A 19487-nucleotide genomic window follows, 5' to 3' on the forward strand; every position below is an offset into this window, starting at 1 on the left:
TACGACGTGAACAGAGGGGAAACCGACCCGTGGCCCGGCACAGATACAGGACCGGCATGCCACGGTATGTGTGCCGTGTCAAAGATGGGGCGGCGATCCGGATGTTCGAAAACGCCGGTAAACCGGTAAATTTTAAAGGAGGAAATCCCATGAAGAAGTTCCTTTCTCTGGCACTTGCTCTGGTGATGGCTCTGTCCCTGTTCACCGTTGCAAGCGCCAAGGAGTACAAGGATCTGTCCGATAAGGACGAGATCACCTACTCCGAGGCTGTTGCCGTGCTGAACAAGCTCGGCATCATCGAGGGTTATGAAGACGGTTCCTTCAAGCCCGACACCGCTCTGAACCGCGCCCAGGCTGCCAAGATTATGTGCGGCCTGCTGCTGACCCAGGCTACGGCTGACAAGCTGACCGTCAGCGCCGCTCCTTTCAAGGATGTGTCCGCTGACTACTGGGCCGCCGCCTACATCTCCTACTGCAAGAACGCCAAGATCCTGGACGGCTACAGCGATGGCACCTTCCGTCCCACCGCTACCCTGACCGGCTATCAGTTCTGCAAGATGCTGCTGACTGCTCTGGGCTACAAGTCCGAAAAGGAAGGCTTCACCGGTTCCGGCTGGACCCTGAACGTTGCCAGCAAGATCAACACCGTTGGCCTGACCAAGGGCAACGTGGAGTTCGGCGGCAACAGCGAGGTCACCCGCGAGGAGGCCTGCCTATATGCTCTGAACATGCTGAAGGCCACTGAGGTTGAGTACTCTGGTCTGTCCGTTGACGTCACCACTGGCGATTCTCAGGTGAGCATCAACAACAATCAGGCTGAGCCTGTTAAAAACAATGGCGATTCCGACGGCAACATCAAGGACGATAATTTGATGCAGTTTGCTGAGGAGCACTTCGGCGCTCTGAAGATCAGCAACAGCAACGACGAGGACGATTTCGGCCGTCCCTCCAACACCTGGAGCTATCGCAACGTTTCCTTTGGTACCTTTGCCAAGCAGCCTGACTTCGTCTACACCTCCGGTGTTGGTTCCTATGGCAACAACACCGAGGCTGAGGACGCCAAGGCTCTGGGTCTGAAGGGCTACAAGTTTGCTACCCGCAATACCGCTGATGAGGGCCAACCTGCTGTCTACACTTCCGCTGTCAACGCCGTGGTTAATGGCCAGGAAGTAACCCAGGAAGGCGGTACTGCTGACAAGGACGGTTTCCAGATCAAATCCATGAAGGAACTGGCCTCTCTGACCAGCAACGGCACCGTGGTCGAGGTCTATGTGGATGATGACACCGCCGATCTGATCACCGACGTGGTTGTCGTGAAGTCTCAGCTGATGCAGATTAACCGTGTCAGCACCAGCGCCAAGACCGTCTCCCTGAAGAAGGTCGAGTCTGAGAATACCAATGTTAAGTCCGTCGTCGCTGTTGACGAGGACAACGACTACTATGCTGTTCTGTCCCAGATGAAGGCTGATGATTATGTGGTCATCACTCCTGTTCGGGATGGCAATTCCTATAAGGTTGGTGCTGCCTACAAGCCCACCACCGACTCCGGCGCTCTGTCCAAGGTCTCCATGAAGGTCGAGAACAATGTAAAGACTGTCAACGGCGTCACCCTGAACGGCACCGCTTACAAGCTGAGCGCGATTCGTGACGGCTTTGAAAATCTGGATTCCACAAGCGTTGTCAACGCCAGCAAGGACAGCACCCTGTATCTGGATAAGTACGGCTATGCCATGTACATCACTGATGTCACCTCCGGCAGCGACTTCTTCATCTTCAGCAGCATCTACAACACTCTGGTCGATGGCAAGCTGGTCTATGTTGCCCAGGGCTATGACCTGGAGGGCAATGCTGTTTCCCTGAACGTGGGTACCAATAGAAAAGATACCGATGTTATTCCTGAAACCATGACCATGGGTACCATCTATGCTTACAGCACCAGCGGTTCCAAGAACAACGGTGAGTATAAGATCACCCCGGCTGCTACCACTAACACTGAGGATGGCAGAAAGTATGTTGACAACACCGGCCTGACCCTGACTCAGAACGCCAGCGCCACCAACATTTCCGGCAAGGGCTACTATGCCTCCGGCGTGAAGTTCGTGTACCTGAGCGTGAACGACGGCGAGATCGACAAGGTCACCGTCCGCGAGGGCGTCCAGAAGGTTTCCGGCCTGTCTGCTAAGCTGGTCTTCAACAAGGACAATGAAATCACTTATGTGATCGTGACCGGCGATGCTGAGGATGCCACCGGCACCAACGTGGCCTTCGTTTCCAAGAAGACCGGCGAGACCAGCGTGGGCAACAAGGCTGCAGACATCTACACCCTGTACATTGACGGTGTCAAGACCGAGGGCGTTGTCTCCAAGAATCAGGGTCTGGATGGCAAGTTTGTCACCTACTCCGCCGGCGACGACAATGTCTACACCCTGAAGGAGTATAACAGCTCTAACAACACCACTTCCGTGGCCACCGGTTTGACTCTGAACGATGTTGCTGATCAGTTTGTCGGCACCCGTTATCTGGTTGGTCTGGTTCAGGATGCTCAGAACCAGGATATTGACCTGAACGTTGCAAAGGCTGAGGTCATTGACCTGACCGATTACAACCTGGGCTCCATCGGCGAGATCAAGGACGCTCTGACCTCATCCGCTGATCCCGGCAACGACAGCAAGCTGACTGATGTTACCATTGCTGTGATCTACAATGGCAACTCCAGCTCCAGCAGCTACGGCCAGGTTTCTTACCTGTTCGTTACCGCTGGCACCGCTCGTGCCTAATCTGACTTCAGATTAACTGCAAGCAACAAGCAGCGCCCCCGGACTTTCGTCCGGGGGCGCTCTTTCTCCTTACTGCCCCCTTGCGGCGCAGAAGCGGTTGGAGGCGTCCTTCAGCGCGGCGACCAGCGGCTTTTGCGTCAGGGCGAAGTAGCGCGCGCGGATCTCCCGCTCCAGCGTGGGCAAATCCTCCGGCAGACGCTTCCCAACCAGGAGCTGGCGCACAAATTCCGCCGTGACGCCCACGATGGTGTTGCAGCCCATGTCCAGAATCTCCCCGGTCTCCCGGCAGAGCACCAGGCTGATGTAAAACTCCCCGTGGGTGCTGTAGATGGCGTCCTCCCGGCTGGGCTTGGCCATCCCCACCACCAGGAGGGAATGCTCCGGATAACGCATAAAAGAGGCTCCTTTCTTATGGTTTCTATTCTGTAAAAACAGCATATCATAGAGGGGAACAATTTTCCACAGCAGCTTGAAGTTTGACTTGACGAACGGCTGGCGGCGGCGTATTCTAAGCGTAGAAGATTCTTTTGTTTATGGGGACGCCTGCCCGGCTGCTCCCGTCGTAAACAAGATCCACGAATTTGCTCAAATTGGTGGGTCTTTTTTTGCGCCCACCTCCTGGGAGGAAGCTGCAATGGACTTTGAGCAAGCGTTATATGAACAGCTGCGGCGGGGGAACCGGGGGCTTCGCGCGCCCATGCCGGCCCTGCGGGAGCTGAGCGGGGTGCTGCTGCGCAGCCGCTCCGTGCTGGTGCTGACCGGGTTCCCGGTGGACTGCGGCGCCGTGGCGGGTGAGACGGACGGCCCCATCGGCGCGGCGGAGATCGCGGGCGCGCTGACTGACCTGGGATGCCGGGTGCTGGTGGCCACGGATGCGCCGTCCTACCGGAACGTGCGGTCGGCCCTGGAGCTCGCGGCGCCTGGGGCGGAGCTGGCGGCCGTCCCGTTTTTGGAGACTGAGCGGTTCTTCAGGAGGCTCTTTGACTCTTATCAGCCCGACCTGGTGCTCTCCATCGAGCGCCCCGGGAAGGGGATGGACGGCCATTTCCACAACATGCGGGGTGCTGTGATCGACCGCATGGCGGCGGATACGGACAGCTGCTTTCAGCTGGCCCGTCAGCGTTCCATCACAACAGTGGCCATCGGCGACGGCGGCAACGAGTTGGGGATGGGCGCGCTTTACGACAAGGTGTGCGCCCATGTGCCCCATGGCGCGGAAATCGCCGCGGTGGAGCCGGCCCAGTTCACTCTGGCGGCCGGGGTGTCCAACTGGTGGGGGGCCGGCCTTGCGGCCCTGCTGTCCCATGCCACGGGCCGGGAGCTGATGCTTACGGAGCAGGAGGAGACGGAGCTGCTGCGGGCCATTGTGGATGCCGGGGCGGTGGATGGCTGCACGAAGCGGCGGGCCATGAGCGTGGACGGATTGGAGCTGTCCGTGCATCTGAAGGTGCGCAGGGCGCTGATGCAGCTGCTGAAGGAGGAAAAGACGCTGTGCGGATAAAAAAGGCGCCAGGCCAATTTGGCCTGGCGCCTTTTTATGGCTGATGGGCGGAGAGCAGCTCATCCAGCAAATCGTTTTTCACGTCAGTGACGAACATGTGGCCCGGGGCGTGGGTGATGGCGATGGGCGGCTTTGCGGCCTCCACCGCGGCCTGGGGCGTCACGCCGCAGGGCCAGAAGACCGGCACCTCGCCGGGCCGCACCTCCACCGCATCGCCGTAGTCCGGGCGGGAGAGGTCTAAAACGCCGATCTCCTCCGGATGGCCGATCTGCACCGGAGCGCCGTGGACATGGGGAAAACGGGCGGTGATCTCCGCCGCCAGCCGGGCCTTCTCCGGGGTCATGGGCCGCATGCTGCACACCATGGGCCCCCGGAAGGGGCCGGCCGGCTGGGTTGCGATGCTGGTCTTGTACATGGGCACGTTGCGGCCCATGGAGATATGGCGCATCTCGATCCCGGCGCGGAGCAGGGCCTCCTCAAAGGAGAAGCTGCACCCGATGAGAAAGCCCACAAAGTCCGGCTGCCAAAGGGCGGATACGTCACTCTCCTCCTGGCAGAGGACGCCGCCGCGGTAGATGCGGTAGGCGGGAAAGTCGGTGGTGATGTCGCCGTCTGAGGCCATGAGGCGGGTTTTGGGAGAGCCCTCCAGCACCTCCAGGACCGGGCAGGGGGCGCTGTTGCGCCGGGCGTACTCCCGGAAATCCCGTGCCCACCGGCCGGGCAGGATGATGAGGTTGGCCTGGGCGTAGCCGGGGCACAGGCCCGCCGTGGGAGAGGTCAGGCGGCCGCTGCGGGCCAAGTGCCGGACCTTAAGGGGGGTAAGATTCTGTTCCATCCAATCGCTCCTTTCATCGGTGGAAGAGCCGGCGGAACACTCCGGCGTTGAATCTGCGGTCGATGGCCTCAAGCTCCTGCCGCTGGGCGATGTACAAAGCCTGGGCCTGTTCCATGGCCACCGCTTCGAATCGGAACCGGTCGCCAGCCTTGGCCTGGGCCAGGGCGGAGAAGTCGGCGGAGATGACGCAGGCGATCTTGGTGTAGCCGCCCACGGTCTGGCGGTCCGCCAGCATGAGGATGGGCTTCCCGTTGGAGGGCACCTGCACCGCGCCGAAGGAGATGCCGTCGGAGAGGATGTCCGCCCCAGCCCGATGGGTGATGACCGGCCCGTCCAACCGGCAGCCCATGCGGTCAAACTGGCTGGTGAGGGTATACTCGGAGGAGAGGAAGGTCTCCAGTCCCTCCGGGGTGAAGGCGTCGTCCTGGGGCCCCAAGATCACCCGGAGCGTGGGGGAGGAGGCGGCCTCCGTCAGGCGCCGCTTGCTCATCTTAGGCAGGAAGGGCCTGGGCGCGCGGAAGGCAATCTCGTCGCCTGCTTTCAGCTGCCGGCCCTGAAAGCCGCCCAGCTGCACCTTGAGGTAAGTGGAGCGGCTGCCCATGACCACCGGGATGTCCAATCCGCCGGCAAAGGCCAGATAGGCCCGGCAGCCGCTTTTGGGGCCGGTAAAGGAAAGGGTCTGCCCTGAGCGCACCGCCACGGCCGCGTACCGGGGTACCGGCGCCCCGTCCAGCTCCGCGCCCAGGTCGCCGCCGGTGAGGGCGATGCAGTTGTCTTGGGTGAAGAGCAGCCGGGGCCCTAAGAGGGAGACCTCCAGCACGGCCTCGTTTTCCCCGTTTCCCACCAGGAAGTTGGCCAGGGCCGCGGCCCTTGGGTCCAGCACCCCGGCCACCACCATGCCATACTGCTGGTAGTTGGTGCGGCCCATGTCCTGTACCGTGGTCAGAAGGCCTCCCTGTTCCACCCGGATGCTCACAGCCTCACCTCCTCATGGACGGATCGGCGGCAGACATAGGACGCGCCCTGGTCGGCGATGGTGCGAAAGGTTTCCTTGTCAATGGGCCGGAATTTGATGTACTCTCCGGCCCGGAGCAAAATGGGCTCCGGCCGGGCGGGATCATAGAGGGAGACCGGGGTGCGGCCGATCAGCTGCCATCCGCCGGGGGAGGCCACGGGGTAGACGCCGGTCTGGCTTCCGGCGATGCCCACGCTGCCAGCCGGGATGCGCAGCCTGGGCGTCTCCAGCCGTGGCGCGGCAATGGCCGGGTTCAGGCCTCCTAAGTAGGGGAAGCCTGGGGTAAAGCCCAGCATATAGATGAGGTATTCCGCCTCACTGTGGAGGGCGATGACCTCCTGTTCCGTTTTCCCGGCGTATCGGGCCACGGTGCCCAGGTCCGGCCCGGATTCACCGCCGTAGAGCACTGGCAGTTCCACCACCTCGCCCGGGAAGGCCGCGTCCGTGTCCAGGGCGGCGGCAAGCTCCCGCAGCCGTGCCACCAGCGGGCCGAACAGGATTTGGCAGGGGTCGTAGTGGATGGTGAGGGAGCAGTAGGCGGGCACTGTCTCCCGAATGCCGGGAATGCCGCTGTTCTCAACGGCCGTCTGCATCGACCGCACCCGGGCGTTGATCTCAGGGGAAATCGCATCGCCTAACTCCACGGTGACGGCGCTGTCGCCCGCGGGTAAAAACCGTTCCATCCGCCGCCTCCTTATAAGACCACCCGGCTCAGGGGGACAATCGCCACGCCCCGGCGCTCCAGAGCGGAGCGGATGGAGCGGGCAAACTCCAGGGCCGACGGGCTGTCCCCGTGGATGCAGATGGAGTCGGCCCGGATGGGGATGTCCTCTCCGGTGATGGCGGTGACGCGCCCTTCCTCCACCATGCGGAGGGTTCGGGCAATGGCCTCTTCCCGGCTGCGGATGACGGAGCCCTCCCGGCTCCGGGGCACCAGGGTGCCGTCCCGCTGGTAGGCCCGGTCGGCAAAGACCTCGCTTGCGGACCGGAGCCCCGCATCGCGGGCCGCGTCCAGAAGGAACCCCTGGCCCAGCAGGATCAATTCTTTGTCCACGGAGGAGACTCCACGGGCAACGGCATCCGCCAAAGCTCTGTCCTTAGCCGCCATGTTGTAGAGGGCCCCGTGGGGCTTTACGTGCTGCAGCCGCAGGCCGGAGCGCTGGGCAAAGGCCCAGAGGGCGCCGATCTGGTAGGCCACACAGGCCTCCGCCTCGGCGGGCAAGAGGGACATGTTCCGCCGGCCGAAGCCCATCAGGTCCGGAAAGCCGGGGTGAGCGCCCACGGCAGCCCCCCGTTCCCCGGCCATGGCCACGGTGCGCTCCATCACCAGCGGATCCCCGGCGTGAAACCCGCAGGCGATGTTGGCGGAGGTGACATAGCCCAAGACCGCTTCATCGGCGCCGATGGTGTAGGCGCCGAAGCTTTCCCCCAGGTCGCAGTTGAGATCGACAAGTTTCATGGAAAATCACCTTCCATCATAATTCTCTCCGTGCGGGAGATTTGGATATCCTCATCGTAGCACAACCGCTCCGCCTTTGCCACTGAAACCTTGGCCCGCAGATCAAAAGAGGTACCATTTTCCAGTTTTGCAATGTTCATGCTTTCCTTGTTTTTTGTTTACAATTTGTTTATATCCATGCATTGACAAGGGCGGGAAGTGGTGGTAAATTAGCTTTAGCACTCAGGAAGATGGAGTGCTAATTCAATTTGATGCAAGAGAAGGAAGTGCCGTGGAGTTAAGCGACCGGAAAAAGCAAATACTGAAGATCGTTGTGGAGGACTATGTGGACTCCGCAGAGCCGGTTGGCTCCAAGGCCATTGCGGCCCAGATGGAGGGGCGGGTCAGTTCCGCCACCATCCGCAATGAGCTTTCAGACCTGGTGGAGCTGGGCTATCTGGAACAGCCCCACACCTCTGCCGGACGGATTCCCACCCCGAGGGGCTATCGGATTTACGTCAATGAGCTGATGGAGCAGCACCGGCTATCCATGCAGGAGACCCAGCGCATCAACCAGGCCCTCCAGATCAAGATGGAGGAGCTGGACCGTGTGATCGCCCAGGCGGGCCAGGTGGTTTCCTCCTTTGAGGGGTATCCGGCCTATGTGGCCACCGCGGGCAAGGGCCAGATCCGGGTGCGCCGGTTCGACCTTTTGAGTGTGGACGACTCCAACTGCATCCTGGTGCTGATGACCAACGACGACCGTGTGAAGTCCCAGCTGCTGCGCATGCAGCTGAAGGTGGGGAGCGACCAGCTGCCGGTGCTGGTCAACCTTTTGAACAAGCGCTTTACCGGCGCCTCGCCGGAGGAGATGAACCGCCGGCTGATGGACGATTCCGAGCTGGTGCCGCCGCCGCTCTTCCTGCTGCTGAGCCAGATTGTGGCCTATGCCACCCGTGTGCTGGAGGAGGCGGTGCGCAAAGAGGTCAGGACCTTGGGCGCCAGCCAGATCCTGAAGCTGCCGGAGTTCCGCGATGCAGACAAGGCCCACCAGCTGATGAGCTTCCTCTCCGAGGACAAGGAAAACCTGCCGGGCCCGGACGAGGACGATCCCATGAAAATCCTCATCGGCCCGGAAAACGTCAGTGAGGCGCTGCAGGACACCAGCGTGGTGGTGGCCAGCTATGACATCGGCGACAACATGCGGGGCCTGATCGGCGTGGTGGGGCCCACCCGGATGGATTACGCCACAGTGGCGGCGAGGCTGAGCTGTTTTGCCGACGGCTTGAGCCGGATGTTTGGCAAAAACGAATTACCGGAGGATAAATCTCATGAGTGAAGAGAACAAGAACCAGACGCCGGAGGAGCCGGTATCTCCCGAGAGCAAGGAAGGCGGCCAGGAGGCGCAGGAGCCCAAGGAGGAATCCAAAGCCGCCAAGCCCAAAAAGAACAAGGAGAAAAAGTACACCCTGACCCGGGAGCAGATGGAACAGATGGAGCTCGCGGCCAAGCAGCTGGAGGCCGCCAAGGATCAGTACACACGTCTGGCCGCGGAATACGACAACTACCGCAAGCGGACCACCCGGGAAAAGGAGACCATCTACCAGGACGCCAAGGGCGACACCATTGAAAAGTTCCTGGCCGTGTACGACAACCTGGAGCGGGCTCTGAAGACCGACGACCAGAGCGACTCCCCCCACAAGAAGGGCATGGAGATGATCTTTGCCCAGTTCAAGGGAATCCTGGAGGCCATGGGTGTCACGGAGATCGAGGCCCTGGGCCAGCCATTTGACCCGTCCAGGCACAACGCGGTCATGCACATCGACGACGAGTCTTTGGGCGAAAACGTGGTGGCGGATGTGTTCCAGGCCGGCTTCATGCTGGGGGATAAGGTGCTCCGCTTTGCCACGGTACGGGTGGCCAATTAAATTTGTAAACCGCCGCCTTCAAAAGGCAGTTTGAAATAGAAAAATGGATAATATATATGATTCAAATAGGAGGAACCAGCTATGTCTAAAGTAATCGGCATCGACTTAGGTACAACCAATTCCTGCGTGGCAGTGATGGAGGGCGGCGAGGCCGTCGTCATCGCCAACGCTGAAGGAAACCGCACCACGCCGTCCGTCGTGGCGTTCTCCAAGACCGGTGAGCGCATGGTGGGCCAGGTGGCAAAGCGCCAGGCCATCACCAACCCCGACCGCACCATCGCCTCCATCAAGCGTGAGATGGGCAGCGACTACAAGGTCACCGTGGACAATAAGTCCTACACCCCCCAGGAGATCAGCGCCATGATCCTCCAGAAGCTGAAGGCCGACGCCGAGGCATACCTTGGCAGCCCGGTCACCGAGGCCGTCATCACCGTCCCCGCCTACTTCACCGATTCCCAGCGCCAGGCCACCAAGGACGCCGGCAGGATCGCCGGCCTTGAGGTCAAGCGCATCATCAACGAGCCCACCGCCGCGGCCCTGGCCTACGGCGTGGACAAGGAGACCGCCCAGAAGATCATGGTCTATGACCTGGGCGGCGGCACCTTCGACGTCTCCATCCTGGAAATTGACGACGGCGTCATCGAGGTGCTGGCCACCGCCGGCAACAACCGCCTGGGCGGCGACGACTTCGACGAGTGTGTCATGAAGTACCTGGTCAGCGAGTTCAAGCGCACCGACGGCGTGGATCTCTCCACCGACAAGGTGGCCATGCAGCGCCTGAAGGAAGCCGCCGAGAAGGCCAAGATCGAGCTCTCCGGCGTCACCACCTCCAACATCAACCTGCCCTATATCACCGCTGACGCCACCGGCCCCAAGCATCTGGACGTCACGCTGAGCCGGGCCAAGTTCAACGAGCTCACCGCCCATCTGGTGGACGCCACCATGGGCCCTGTGCGCCAGGCCATGTCCGACGCCGGATTGCAGCCCTCCGACCTCTCCAAGGTCCTGCTGGTGGGCGGCTCCAGCCGCATCCCCGCCGTGCAGGAGGCTGTGAAGAAGTTCACCGGCTCCGAGCCCTTCAAGGGCATCAATCCCGACGAGTGTGTGGCCATGGGCGCCGCCCTCCAGGCCGGCGTGCTGACCGGCGACGTGAAGGGCCTGCTGCTGCTGGACGTCACTCCGCTGTCCCTTGGCATTGAGACCATGGGCGGTGTGTTCACCAAGCTTATCGACCGCAACACCACCATTCCCGTGAAGAAGAGCCAGATCTTCTCCACCGCCGCCGACAACCAGACCTCCGTGGAGGTCAACGTGCTCCAGGGTGAGCGGGAGATGGCCGCGGCCAACAAGTCCCTGGGCCGCTTCCACCTGGACGGCATCGCCCCGGCCCGCCGCGGCGTGCCCCAGATCGAGGTGACCTTCGACATCGATGCCAACGGTATCGTCAACGTCTCCGCCAAGGATCTGGGCACCGGCAAGGAGCAGCACATCACCATCACCTCCTCCTCCAACATGTCCAAGGAGGACATTGAAAAGGCGGTCAAAGAGGCGGAGCAGTACGCGGCTCAGGACGCCAAGCTGAAAGAAGAGGTGGAAACCCGCAACCAGGCCGACCAGATGGTTTACCAGAGCGAGAAGACCCTCTCCGAAATGGGCGACAAGATTCCCGCCGATGAGAAGGCCAAGGTCCAGTCCGGCATCGACAAGCTGAAGGAGGCCCTGAAGGGCACGGACATCCCCGCCATCAAGGCCGCCACCGAGGAGCTGACCCAGACCTTCTATGCGGTTAGCGAAAAGCTGTACCAGCAGGCCAATCCCCAGGGCGCTGCCGGAGCGCAGCCGGGCGGCGAGGACGCGGGCGCCCAGGGCGGCCAGTATTACGACGCGGACTACAAGGTCGTGGATGAGGACGACAAGAACAAGTAATGTATTATGCGGAGCCGCGTCAGCGGCTCCGCATAATCCCCTGTATATTCCCGGCCCAAAGCCCAGCGCGGCGGAGCCGGGACAGAGAGGAGGAGCGGGGAGGCAGGCGGCGGCTTCCATGTGAGCGGAGCTGTTGCGCGGCAAACCTTGCGCGACAAATGGCAGAACAAAAACGAGATTATTACGAGGTGTTGGGCGTGGGCCGCAGCGCCTCTGATGCCGAGATCAAAAAGGCATATAGAAAGCTGGCCAAGGAGAACCATCCCGACCTGAACCCCGGTGACAAGGCGGCGGAGACCCGGTTCAAGGAAATCAACGAGGCATATGAAATCCTGTCCGACCCGGAGAAGAAGAGCCGCTACGACCAGTACGGCCACGCCGGTGTGGACCCCAATTTTGGGGCCGGCGGCGGAGGCTACGGCGGCGCGGGGTTCGACTTTGGGGACTTGGGCGACCTCTTCGGCAGCTTTTTCGGCGGAGGGTTCGGCGGTGCGCGCCGGACCAACCCCAACGCGCCCCAGCGGGGCGACAGCATCCGCATGTCCATCGCCATCACCTTTGAAGAGGCGGCCTTTGGCTGCCAGAAGGCGGTGACGGCGGAGCGGATGGAGTCCTGCCCCACCTGCCATGGCAATGGCTGCGCCGAGGGCTCCACGCCGGAGGTGTGCCCGGAGTGCCACGGCACCGGCTCGGTCCAGACCCGGCGTCAGACGCCCATGGGCGTTTTTGCCAGCACGTCGCCGTGCTCCAAGTGCGGCGGCACGGGCAAGATCATCCACCAGCCCTGCGGCGAGTGCCACGGCAGCGGCATGGTGCGCAAGCGCCGGACCATTGAGGCCGCTATCCCGGCCGGCATCGACAACGGCCAGACCATCTCCATCCGGGGCCAGGGTGACGCGGGACGCAACGGCGGGCCCAGCGGCGACCTGCTGATCACCATCACCGTAAAGCCCCACGCCATCTTCCGCCGGGAGGGCACCTCCGTGCTGTGCGAAGCGCCCATCACCTTTGCCCAGGCGGTCATGGGCGCAGAGCTGGAGATTCCCACCATCGACGGCAAGGTGAAATACGACCTGCCCGAGGGGACCCAAAGCGGCACCACCTTCCGGCTGAAGGGCAAGGGCATCCCCTCCCTCAACGGCCGGGGCCGGGGCGACCAGTACGTAACCGTGTATATCGAGACGCCCCGCAACCTGAACCGGGAGCAGAAGGAAGCGCTGAAGAAGTTTGCCGACACCCTTGGGGAGAACAACTACGAACAGCGCCGGAATTTCTTCAAGAAGTTCAAGAAATAACCAATCTTTTCGCGGCAATCCATGTCCCCAGGATGAATCAAACAGAAGGATACGCGGGAAAGGAACGGCATGTACCTGGCAGATTATCACACCCACTCCCTGTGCTCCCCGGACGCCCGCTGCTCCATGGCCGATATGGCCAGGGCAGCAGTGGCCGCGGGAGTGCAGGAGATGTGTTTTACCGATCACATAGAGACCGCGCCCATTGGGGAGATCAGGCCCAGCTGCGACTGGGCCGCCCTAAAGGACTCCTTTGAAACGGCGCGGCGGGAGATGGAGGGCCAGCCCATTGTTTTGAGGCTGGGCGCGGAGTTAGGCGGAGCCAACGCGGATTTTGCCGCGGCGGAGCGGATGATGGCCCAGGCGCCGGAGCTGGATTTTGTCATCGGCTCCGTCCACGCCCTGTCCGAGGCCTACGGCCGGCGGAGCCTCTATTATTTCGACTGCAAAAGTGAAGAGGAGGCCCGGCTTGCCATTGGGGACTACCTGGATCAGGTGCTGCTGCTGGCTGAGTGGGGCCAGTTCGACGTATTGGGCCATCTGACACTGCCGCTGCGGTATCTGAATGAGAAGCACGGCATGCACATGACCTTCGACGGCTTTGAAGAGCGGCTGGAGGCCATCTTCCGGGCGCTGATCTCCAATGGCTGCGGGATTGAGCTGAACACCAACCGGGGCAACGAGCCGCTGCCCAGCGAAAAGTGGCTGCGGATGTACCGCAGCCTGGGGGGCGAGCGCATCACCCTGGGCAGCGACGCGCATACGCCGGAGTATGTGGGCTGCGCCCTCCGCCAAAATCAGGAGCTGCTGAAAAGGTGCGGGTTCACCCGCTTTTGCTGCTTTTCCTGCAGAAGGCCCCAGTGGCACGACCTGTAAACGTCCTGCTTGCAAAATGCGGAAAAAGCGGATAAAATAGGGAAGCGAACCATTGTGAAAGAAGGAGAAACCGATATGAAGATCGCGTTAGGTTCTGACCACGGCGGCTACGAACTCAAGTGCCACATTGCAGAGCTGCTGAAAAAATTAGGCTATGACTATGAGGACTTCGGCTGCTACTCCACTGAGAGCTGCGATTACCCCATCTACGGCGAGGCGGCCGCCCGGGCGGTGGCCTCCGGCCAGTGCGAGATGGGCATTGTCATCTGCACCACCGGCATCGGAATCTCCATTGCCGCCAACAAGGTAAAGGGCATCCGCTGCGCCCACTGCGCCGATTCCCTGCAGGCGGAGATGACCCGCCGCCACAACAATGCCAATATGCTGGCCCTGGGCGCGGGCTTCACCGGCCGGAACCTGGCCGAACGGATGGTGGAGGTCTTTTTGACCACGGAATTTGAGGGAGGGCGCCATGCCCGCCGCGTAGCGGAACTGGACGCCATCGAGGAATAAAGGAGAGGTTCTATGGCAGGTTCAAGGGGCTACAGCAGTTACCGGGGACGGGTGCCCCGCTGGAAAATCGCGCTGGCGATCCTCCTGGCGCTGATCCTTCTGGCGGCCTGCACCTTCTTGTTCCTGCAAAAGTATATCGTATATGACGACAGCGGCGCCGTGCGGCTGGAGCTACCCTGGATGAAGCCGGACGGGTCTTCCAGCCTGCCGCCGGTCAGTGACGAGGACCTGCAGATCATCATCTCCGAGCCGGAGGGAAAGGATGTGGAGGAACTCCATATCCTCCAGCTGCCCGACGGGAGTTTGGAAGGCGATTGGACCCAGGCTGTTTCGGCCCTCCGTGCTGGCGGCCAGAATGCCTTTGCGGTGACCATGAAGGCCGCGGGCGGGCAGTTGCTGTATGACTCCAGGGTGGAAGCAGCGGTCTCCTCCGGCGCCGTGCAGGGCAATGAACAGAGCATGACCGCCTTGGAAGGGCTTCTGGGCAGCGAGGAGTACTACAGCATCGCCAGGCTCTCCTGCTTCCGCGACAGCCTCTATGCCAACGCCAACATGGACGGCGCGGGGCTGAAGAATACGGGCGGATATATTTTTTACGACGGGAACAACACCCAGTGGCTGGACCCCGGCAAGGAGGGGGCCCGGGCCTATCTCTATGAGATTGCCCGGGAGTGCGCGGCCCTGGGCTTTGACGAAATCCTCCTGACAGACTTCAGCTATCCCACCGAGGGAAAGCTGAATAAGATCGAGTACGGATCGGTGGAACAGCCCGTGAACCTGCGCGCCTTCCTCCAGGGTATGGCGGATGCGTTGGAGGAGTATGACGTAAAGCTCTCCGTGGAGCTGAGCGCCCAGACCCTCACCGTTGGAACCGACCAGGTGTCGGGGCAGGACCTGAGCGACGCGGCGGCTATAGTGGATCGGATTTATGTTGCGGCCCCGGCGGAAGAGGCGGCGGTGCTGAGAGAGCGCGTGGCCGCCGTCTCCGATCAGGTGACGCTGGTAGTGGAGGGGACGGCACTGGAGACCGGCGACTATTTGCAGCTGCCGTAAGCAACCATGATCAAAAAAGAGATGCGGAACAATCCGCATCTCTTTTTTCTTATTCCGCAAAGACCTCCGCCAGCGCCAATACCGCCTCCTCCGGGCGCTCCACGCCGCCATAGTTGATCACCAGCGTGTGCTCAAAGCCGCCCCGGCGGGTGTACTCCGAGAGAAAGCTCAGATGGATGCCAAGGGCCAGTGCCCTGCTGCGCAGCTCCTCGTCGCTGCGTTCGGTCTGGAGCTTGAGGAGGAAGTGGAGCCCGGCGCCCCGCTCCGTCAAGGTGATCCGGTGGGCGAAAGAACTGGAGCGGAAGGCGGAAAGGACCTGTTCCCGCCGGGTGCGGTAAAAAAGGCGCATCCGGTTCAGGTGCTTTTCAAAGTATCCTCCGGCGATGAATTTGGCCAGGGCGAACTGTTCGAAACTGGGCACGGTGCAGGCGTAAAACCCCAGCTCCCGCCGGTAGCGTTCCACCAGCCGGGGCGGCAGCACCATGTAGCTGATGCGCATGGAGGGGGCGATGGTCTGGGAAAAGGTGTTCAGGTAAATCACCCGCCCCTGACGGTCGATGCTCTGCAGGGTCTGGACGGGGTGTCCGGTGAAGCGGAACTCGCTGTCGTAGTCGTCCTCTAAGATGTAGCGCTCCGTACCGGCCCAGCGCAGCAGCTCCTGGCGGCGGCCGATGGGCATGGAGATGCCGGTGGGGTAGTGGTGGGACGGGGAGACGTGTGCCACCTGTGCCCCGGAGCGACCCAGGGCCGAAACGCTCATCCCCCACTCGTCCAGGGGCACGCTGACGCAGTCCACGCCGTTGCTGCGGTAGATGCGCTCCGGCTTGGAGTAGCCCGGGTCCTCCACGGCAAAGCGGAGGCCCCGCCCTAAAAGGAGGGTGATCATTTGATAAAGGTATTCCGTACCGGCGCCCACGATGATCTGCTCCGGAGAGACCTCCATGCCGCGGAAGCTATGGAGGTAGGCGGCGATGGCGTCGCGCAGCGCCTCCACGCCCTGGCTGGGGATGGGGAGTAGAAGCTTCTTGTCCTGCTCCGAGAGCACCTGGCGCATCAGCCGGGACCAGGTGGCAAAGGGGAAGCGGGAGGGGTCCACCCGGCCCCGCCCCAGGTCCAGCCGGTACTCCGCCACCGGCTGAGGCGCAACGCCGGGCGGGGCGTAGCGGAGGTCCTCCGGCGGGTGCTCCACCCGGGAGACAAAAAAACCCTTCCGGGGCAGAGCGTAGAGCCAACCCTCCGACGTGAGCTGGGCGTAGGCGTTTTCCACCGTGATGACGCTGATGTGCAGGTGGCGGGCCAGGCCGCGCTTGGAGGGAAGCCGCTCGTCAGGGGAGAGGCGCCGGCTGCGGATGTCCTCCCGGATGCAGCGGTAGAGATGGTTTTGCAGCGTCTCCGTCCCCCGGTTGTCCATATCATATGTCAGCATCTGCCGCGCCTCCTCATCTGACCTTATAAAATATTCATAAAGTGGACATTTCAATCATACCACATCTGGACTAAAATGGCCATACCAAAATGATCCAGCCCCAATCAAAAGCCGGGGCCGGGAAAGGAATGAGCGCTGCAATGGAAGAGAACAAGACAAGAAAAATCGTGATGACCGCTCTGCTGGCGGCCCTGACCATGGTGGCCACCTACGTGATCCGGATTCCCACCCCCACCGGCGGGTATGTGAACCTGGGAGACACCATCGTGCTGTTGTCGGCCTTTTTGCTGGGGCCTGTGTACGGGATGCTGGCCGGGGGCATTGGCTCCGCGCTGGCGGATTTCTGGGCCGGCTATATGGCCTGGGTGCCGGCCACGCTGATCATCAAGGGCTGCATGGGCCTGGTGGCCGGGCTGATGTACCGCGCCATGGGCCATAAAAAGGCAGGGCTGATCCTCTCCGGACTGCCCTCCGAGCTCATTATGGTCTTCGGCTACTTCCTCTTTGAGGCGGCGCTCCTGGGCCAGGGCCTGGGCGCGGCGGTGGGCATCCCGGCCAACCTCCTCCAGGGAGCTTTCGGCCTGGTGGCCGCCACGCTGCTCACCGGCGTGCTGCGCCGCAACAGCTATGTGCGCAAGGCCTATCCCGCCCTGTAAAGCACTTTCTGAAAAGGGATCCTCTTCAAAAGAGCCGCTGTGAATTGCTTCACGGCGGCTCTTTCGGTTTGATGGCATCTGAGGAGATGCCCTGTGTTGGGCTGGATTGCATAGCGCACTGATTAGCCGGACGGACACCATGGCGGCCGGACCCCGCGGGAAAAAGCGCGGAACGCACTTTTTATGTGAGGTCCCAGCTCTGGCCCTGGTGGGTGATGGAGACCACCGGGCCGCTCAATTGAGGATAGGCGGCGCGGAAGGTCTCGATCAGGCCGTAGTCGTCCCAGAGGTGCATGGGAAAGACGTGGTCGGCCTGGGCCAGCTTTAGGAGATAGGAGAGGCCAAGGGCGTAGTCGCCTTCCTGCCGGGGGTCCAGGGGAGCGAAGCACAGATTAAGATGGACGCCCCGAAGGGGTTCGATGAAGCGCTTGAAGTTGGCCTCCATGTTGTGGTTGTACGACTCGCTCTCCCCGGCCCAGGCCCACCAGTTCAGATCGCCGGCGTGATAGACCCGGCGGCCGTTGTAGGTGAGCAGAAAGGCCACGCCCTCGTCGGTGGAGGGAAGGGTACAGACGCTCAGTGGCCCCAGGTTCACTGTTTCCCTCCGGCTGAGGGACAAAATCTCCGCGCCCTCCGGCACGCCGTATTCCTCCCGTTTCCGCTCCGTCAGGCGGATGTCTTTGGACAGAATGTAGCGCACATCCGGGTGGGGCAGGCGGAAGATGGCCGGGTTGAAGTGATCGGCGTGGCGGTGGCTGGCAAAGACCAGCAGGGGCTTGGACGGCAATAGGGGCGGAAGCGTGCCGTTGTAGTAGTCAAAGAGCCAGTACTGCTCCGGCCACTCCACCAGGAAGCCGGAGTGGCCGATGTAGGTGACGCGGATCATTTGAACTTGACGGCGGTGCCATAGGCTACCACCTCGGCGGCACCCTGCATCACCGAGGACGAGGCGTAGCGGACATTGACCACGGCGTCGGCGCCCAGGGCCTCGGCCGCATCGGCCATGCGCTTGGTGGCGATCTGGCGGGCCTCGTTGAGCATCTCCGTGTAGCCCACGATTTCGCCGCCCACCAGGGTCTTCATGCCGGCCATAAAGTCCCGGCCGAAGTTTTTGCTGTAGACCACGGTGCCCTTTACGATGTCCATGGCCTCAAAATCCTGACCGGGGATGTAATCAATAGTGACGAGCTTCATCTTCTTCTCCTCCTTGAATTTCCTGTAATCTCTCCCGCAGGCTGTAGAGCAGCGGAATGATGCAAATTGTGTTGGCTGCCGCAAAAAATGCCAGCAGGCCGGATACAAAGCCGCTCAGGTCAAACCTGCTGCGCACAATGAGCAGCACGGCCGCGGAAAAAAGCAGCAAAAAGCCGTTGACCAGGGCGGATAAAACGGCCTGACGGCGGCGGTGCCGTTTCGCGGCCTCAATAATTTCTGGCATCGTCTTCCTCCCCTTTTCCAATTTCCCGGATGCGGAGGATCATGGCCAGCACCACGCCCAGGATCACCACCACGGGGATGGCGATGAGCAGCGCAAGCAGCGGCATGGGCGGCGCGCCATGGGGATCGGTTTTCGCTGCCCAGACGAAGAGCCAGACCAGGGCGCCCATCAGGACGGTCATCAAAACCGCGATGACCACCGGCGCCACATAGCGGATGCGCTTGGTGTCGTTTTTCTGCTTATCCATAAAGGTGGTTCCCTCCCGTTCCATCTCCTCCAGCCGGACCAGCAGCGCTCCGGCATCCAGGCTGCTCAGGGGCTGATCCTGCTCCTGCAAGGAAGCGCACAGCTCCGTGGCCTGCTCCAGGTTTTTGATCTCACGCTCCAGCGTCACCAGGTGACGCCGCATGCCGTCGCTTATCGTGTGGGCACCGCTCTGCATCTTCCGAATTTCCTCCAGAGGAAGGCCCAGCTTCCTAAGCAGCTTGATCCGCTGCAGCGCCTCCACATCCTCCTCCTGATAGTCCCGGTACCCGTTTTCACTGTTGCGCCGGGGATTGAGCAGGCCCTCCTGCTCATAAAATCGGATGTTCTTTTTCGTGATGCCCACCAGGGCCTCCACTTCGTTGATTTTCAGCAATCTTCACCTCCTTGGCTGACCTAACTATATACCTTCCAGCCGGGGGAAGGTCAAGAGAAATTTTCAAATTTGAGAAAAAGCCGTTACCAGGCGGGAAATGCCGGGCTCTGGTTCTCCAAAGCACAGCGGGAGGGGAGCAAAAGGCAAACGCGGGTGGAAAAAGGGCGCAA

General features: G+C 61.7%; 21 protein-coding genes. 10 read left to right on the plus strand and 11 right to left on the minus strand.

Annotated features, from left to right (window positions below; all coding sequences use genetic code 11):
- Nucleotides 1-149 precede the first annotated feature (149 nt).
- Nucleotides 150-2777: an S-layer homology domain-containing protein gene (locus H8790_RS13035; RefSeq protein WP_187332945.1), complete on the plus strand. Its 2628-nt coding sequence runs from the start codon at nt 150-152 to the stop codon at nt 2775-2777.
- Nucleotides 2778-2846: 69 nt separating this feature from the next.
- Here the strand turns inward: H8790_RS13035 and H8790_RS13040 are convergent, their stop codons facing one another.
- On the minus strand, nt 2847-3170 hold the full coding sequence (locus H8790_RS13040) for a DUF3870 domain-containing protein (RefSeq protein ID WP_187332946.1): 324 nt from the start codon (nt 3168-3170) through the stop codon (nt 2847-2849).
- A 241-nt stretch (nt 3171-3411) separates the two neighbouring features.
- Between H8790_RS13040 and H8790_RS13045 the strand changes: the two genes are divergently transcribed.
- The gene (locus tag H8790_RS13045; protein ID WP_187332947.1) at nt 3412-4278 is read left to right on the plus strand and encodes a DUF4392 domain-containing protein; all 867 of its coding nucleotides are present in this window, start codon (nt 3412-3414) and stop codon (nt 4276-4278) included.
- A 34-nt stretch (nt 4279-4312) separates the two neighbouring features.
- Here the strand turns inward: H8790_RS13045 and H8790_RS13050 are convergent, their stop codons facing one another.
- From H8790_RS13050 to H8790_RS13070, 5 genes are read right to left on the minus strand one after another with little or no spacing between them, the layout of a single operon-like run.
- Nucleotides 4313-5113: a putative hydro-lyase gene (locus H8790_RS13050; protein WP_187332948.1), complete on the minus strand. Its 801-nt coding sequence runs from the start codon at nt 5111-5113 to the stop codon at nt 4313-4315.
- 13 nt (nt 5114-5126) lie between these two features.
- Nucleotides 5127-6089: a 5-oxoprolinase subunit C family protein gene (locus H8790_RS13055; protein ID WP_243208512.1), complete on the minus strand. Its 963-nt coding sequence runs from the start codon at nt 6087-6089 to the stop codon at nt 5127-5129.
- On the minus strand, nt 6086-6811 hold the full coding sequence (gene pxpB, locus H8790_RS13060) for a 5-oxoprolinase subunit PxpB (RefSeq protein WP_187332949.1): 726 nt from the start codon (nt 6809-6811) through the stop codon (nt 6086-6088). The genes H8790_RS13055 and pxpB overlap by 4 nt, the downstream gene beginning before the upstream one ends.
- A gap of 11 nt (nt 6812-6822) precedes the next feature.
- Complete coding sequence (locus H8790_RS13065; RefSeq protein WP_187332950.1) at nt 6823-7587, minus strand: LamB/YcsF family protein; 765 nt, start codon at nt 7585-7587, stop codon at nt 6823-6825.
- A complete protein-coding gene (locus tag H8790_RS13070; RefSeq protein ID WP_187332951.1) occupies nt 7584-7727 on the minus strand; it encodes a hypothetical protein in 144 nt (47 codons plus the stop codon). Before H8790_RS13070 ends, H8790_RS13065 begins: the two co-directional genes overlap by 4 nt.
- Before the next feature lie 131 nt (nt 7728-7858).
- Between H8790_RS13070 and hrcA the strand changes: the two genes are divergently transcribed.
- The 7 genes from hrcA (at nt 7859) to H8790_RS13105 (ending at nt 15157) form a co-directional block, all read left to right on the plus strand.
- On the plus strand, nt 7859-8905 hold the full coding sequence (gene hrcA, locus H8790_RS13075; protein WP_187332952.1) for a heat-inducible transcriptional repressor HrcA: 1047 nt from the start codon (nt 7859-7861) through the stop codon (nt 8903-8905).
- Nucleotides 8898-9494, plus strand: a complete 597-nt coding sequence (locus H8790_RS13080) for a nucleotide exchange factor GrpE (protein ID WP_187332953.1) — start codon at nt 8898-8900, stop codon at nt 9492-9494. Before hrcA ends, H8790_RS13080 begins: the two co-directional genes overlap by 8 nt.
- A gap of 81 nt (nt 9495-9575) precedes the next feature.
- Nucleotides 9576-11420, plus strand: a complete 1845-nt coding sequence (gene dnaK / locus H8790_RS13085; RefSeq protein WP_187332954.1) for a molecular chaperone DnaK — start codon at nt 9576-9578, stop codon at nt 11418-11420.
- A gap of 158 nt (nt 11421-11578) precedes the next feature.
- Entirely contained in the window at nt 11579-12715 is a 1137-nt protein-coding gene (dnaJ, locus tag H8790_RS13090) for a molecular chaperone DnaJ (protein ID WP_187332955.1), read from the plus strand.
- Between the two features lie 69 nt (nt 12716-12784).
- Nucleotides 12785-13591: a histidinol-phosphatase HisJ family protein gene (locus H8790_RS13095; protein WP_187332956.1), complete on the plus strand. Its 807-nt coding sequence runs from the start codon at nt 12785-12787 to the stop codon at nt 13589-13591.
- A 75-nt stretch (nt 13592-13666) separates the two neighbouring features.
- A complete protein-coding gene (gene rpiB / locus H8790_RS13100) occupies nt 13667-14104 on the plus strand; it encodes a ribose 5-phosphate isomerase B (protein ID WP_187332957.1) in 438 nt (145 codons plus the stop codon).
- A 12-nt stretch (nt 14105-14116) separates the two neighbouring features.
- Entirely contained in the window at nt 14117-15157 is a 1041-nt protein-coding gene (locus H8790_RS13105) for a putative glycoside hydrolase (protein WP_187332958.1), read from the plus strand.
- A gap of 49 nt (nt 15158-15206) precedes the next feature.
- Here H8790_RS13105 and pdxR read toward each other — a convergent pair whose 3' ends face one another.
- On the minus strand, nt 15207-16583 hold the full coding sequence (gene pdxR, locus H8790_RS13110) for a MocR-like pyridoxine biosynthesis transcription factor PdxR (protein WP_187332959.1): 1377 nt from the start codon (nt 16581-16583) through the stop codon (nt 15207-15209).
- Between the two features lie 140 nt (nt 16584-16723).
- On the opposite strand from pdxR, the gene H8790_RS13115 reads away from it, so the two are divergent.
- Entirely contained in the window at nt 16724-17239 is a 516-nt protein-coding gene (locus tag H8790_RS13115) for an ECF transporter S component (protein WP_207724191.1), read from the plus strand.
- 181 nt (nt 17240-17420) lie between these two features.
- Here the strand turns inward: H8790_RS13115 and H8790_RS13120 are convergent, their stop codons facing one another.
- Genes H8790_RS13120 through H8790_RS13135 form a run of 4 tightly spaced genes read right to left on the minus strand, consistent with a single transcriptional unit; the run spans nt 17421 to nt 19317 of the window.
- Nucleotides 17421-18125, minus strand: coding sequence for an MBL fold metallo-hydrolase (locus H8790_RS13120; RefSeq protein ID WP_187332961.1), 705 nt, complete (start codon nt 18123-18125; stop codon nt 17421-17423).
- Nucleotides 18122-18433: a YbjQ family protein gene (locus H8790_RS13125; protein ID WP_187332962.1), complete on the minus strand. Its 312-nt coding sequence runs from the start codon at nt 18431-18433 to the stop codon at nt 18122-18124. The genes H8790_RS13120 and H8790_RS13125 overlap by 4 nt, the downstream gene beginning before the upstream one ends.
- The gene (locus H8790_RS13130; RefSeq protein ID WP_187332963.1) at nt 18414-18677 is read right to left on the minus strand and encodes a hypothetical protein; all 264 of its coding nucleotides are present in this window, start codon (nt 18675-18677) and stop codon (nt 18414-18416) included. Before H8790_RS13130 ends, H8790_RS13125 begins: the two co-directional genes overlap by 20 nt.
- Complete coding sequence (locus H8790_RS13135) at nt 18661-19317, minus strand: MerR family transcriptional regulator (RefSeq protein WP_243208513.1); 657 nt, start codon at nt 19315-19317, stop codon at nt 18661-18663. Before H8790_RS13135 ends, H8790_RS13130 begins: the two co-directional genes overlap by 17 nt.
- Between the last annotated feature and the right edge of the window lie 170 nt (nt 19318-19487).

It is taken from the genome of Oscillibacter hominis (genome assembly GCF_014334055.1).
GTDB classification, from domain to species: domain Bacteria; phylum Bacillota; class Clostridia; order Oscillospirales; family Oscillospiraceae; genus Oscillibacter; species Oscillibacter hominis.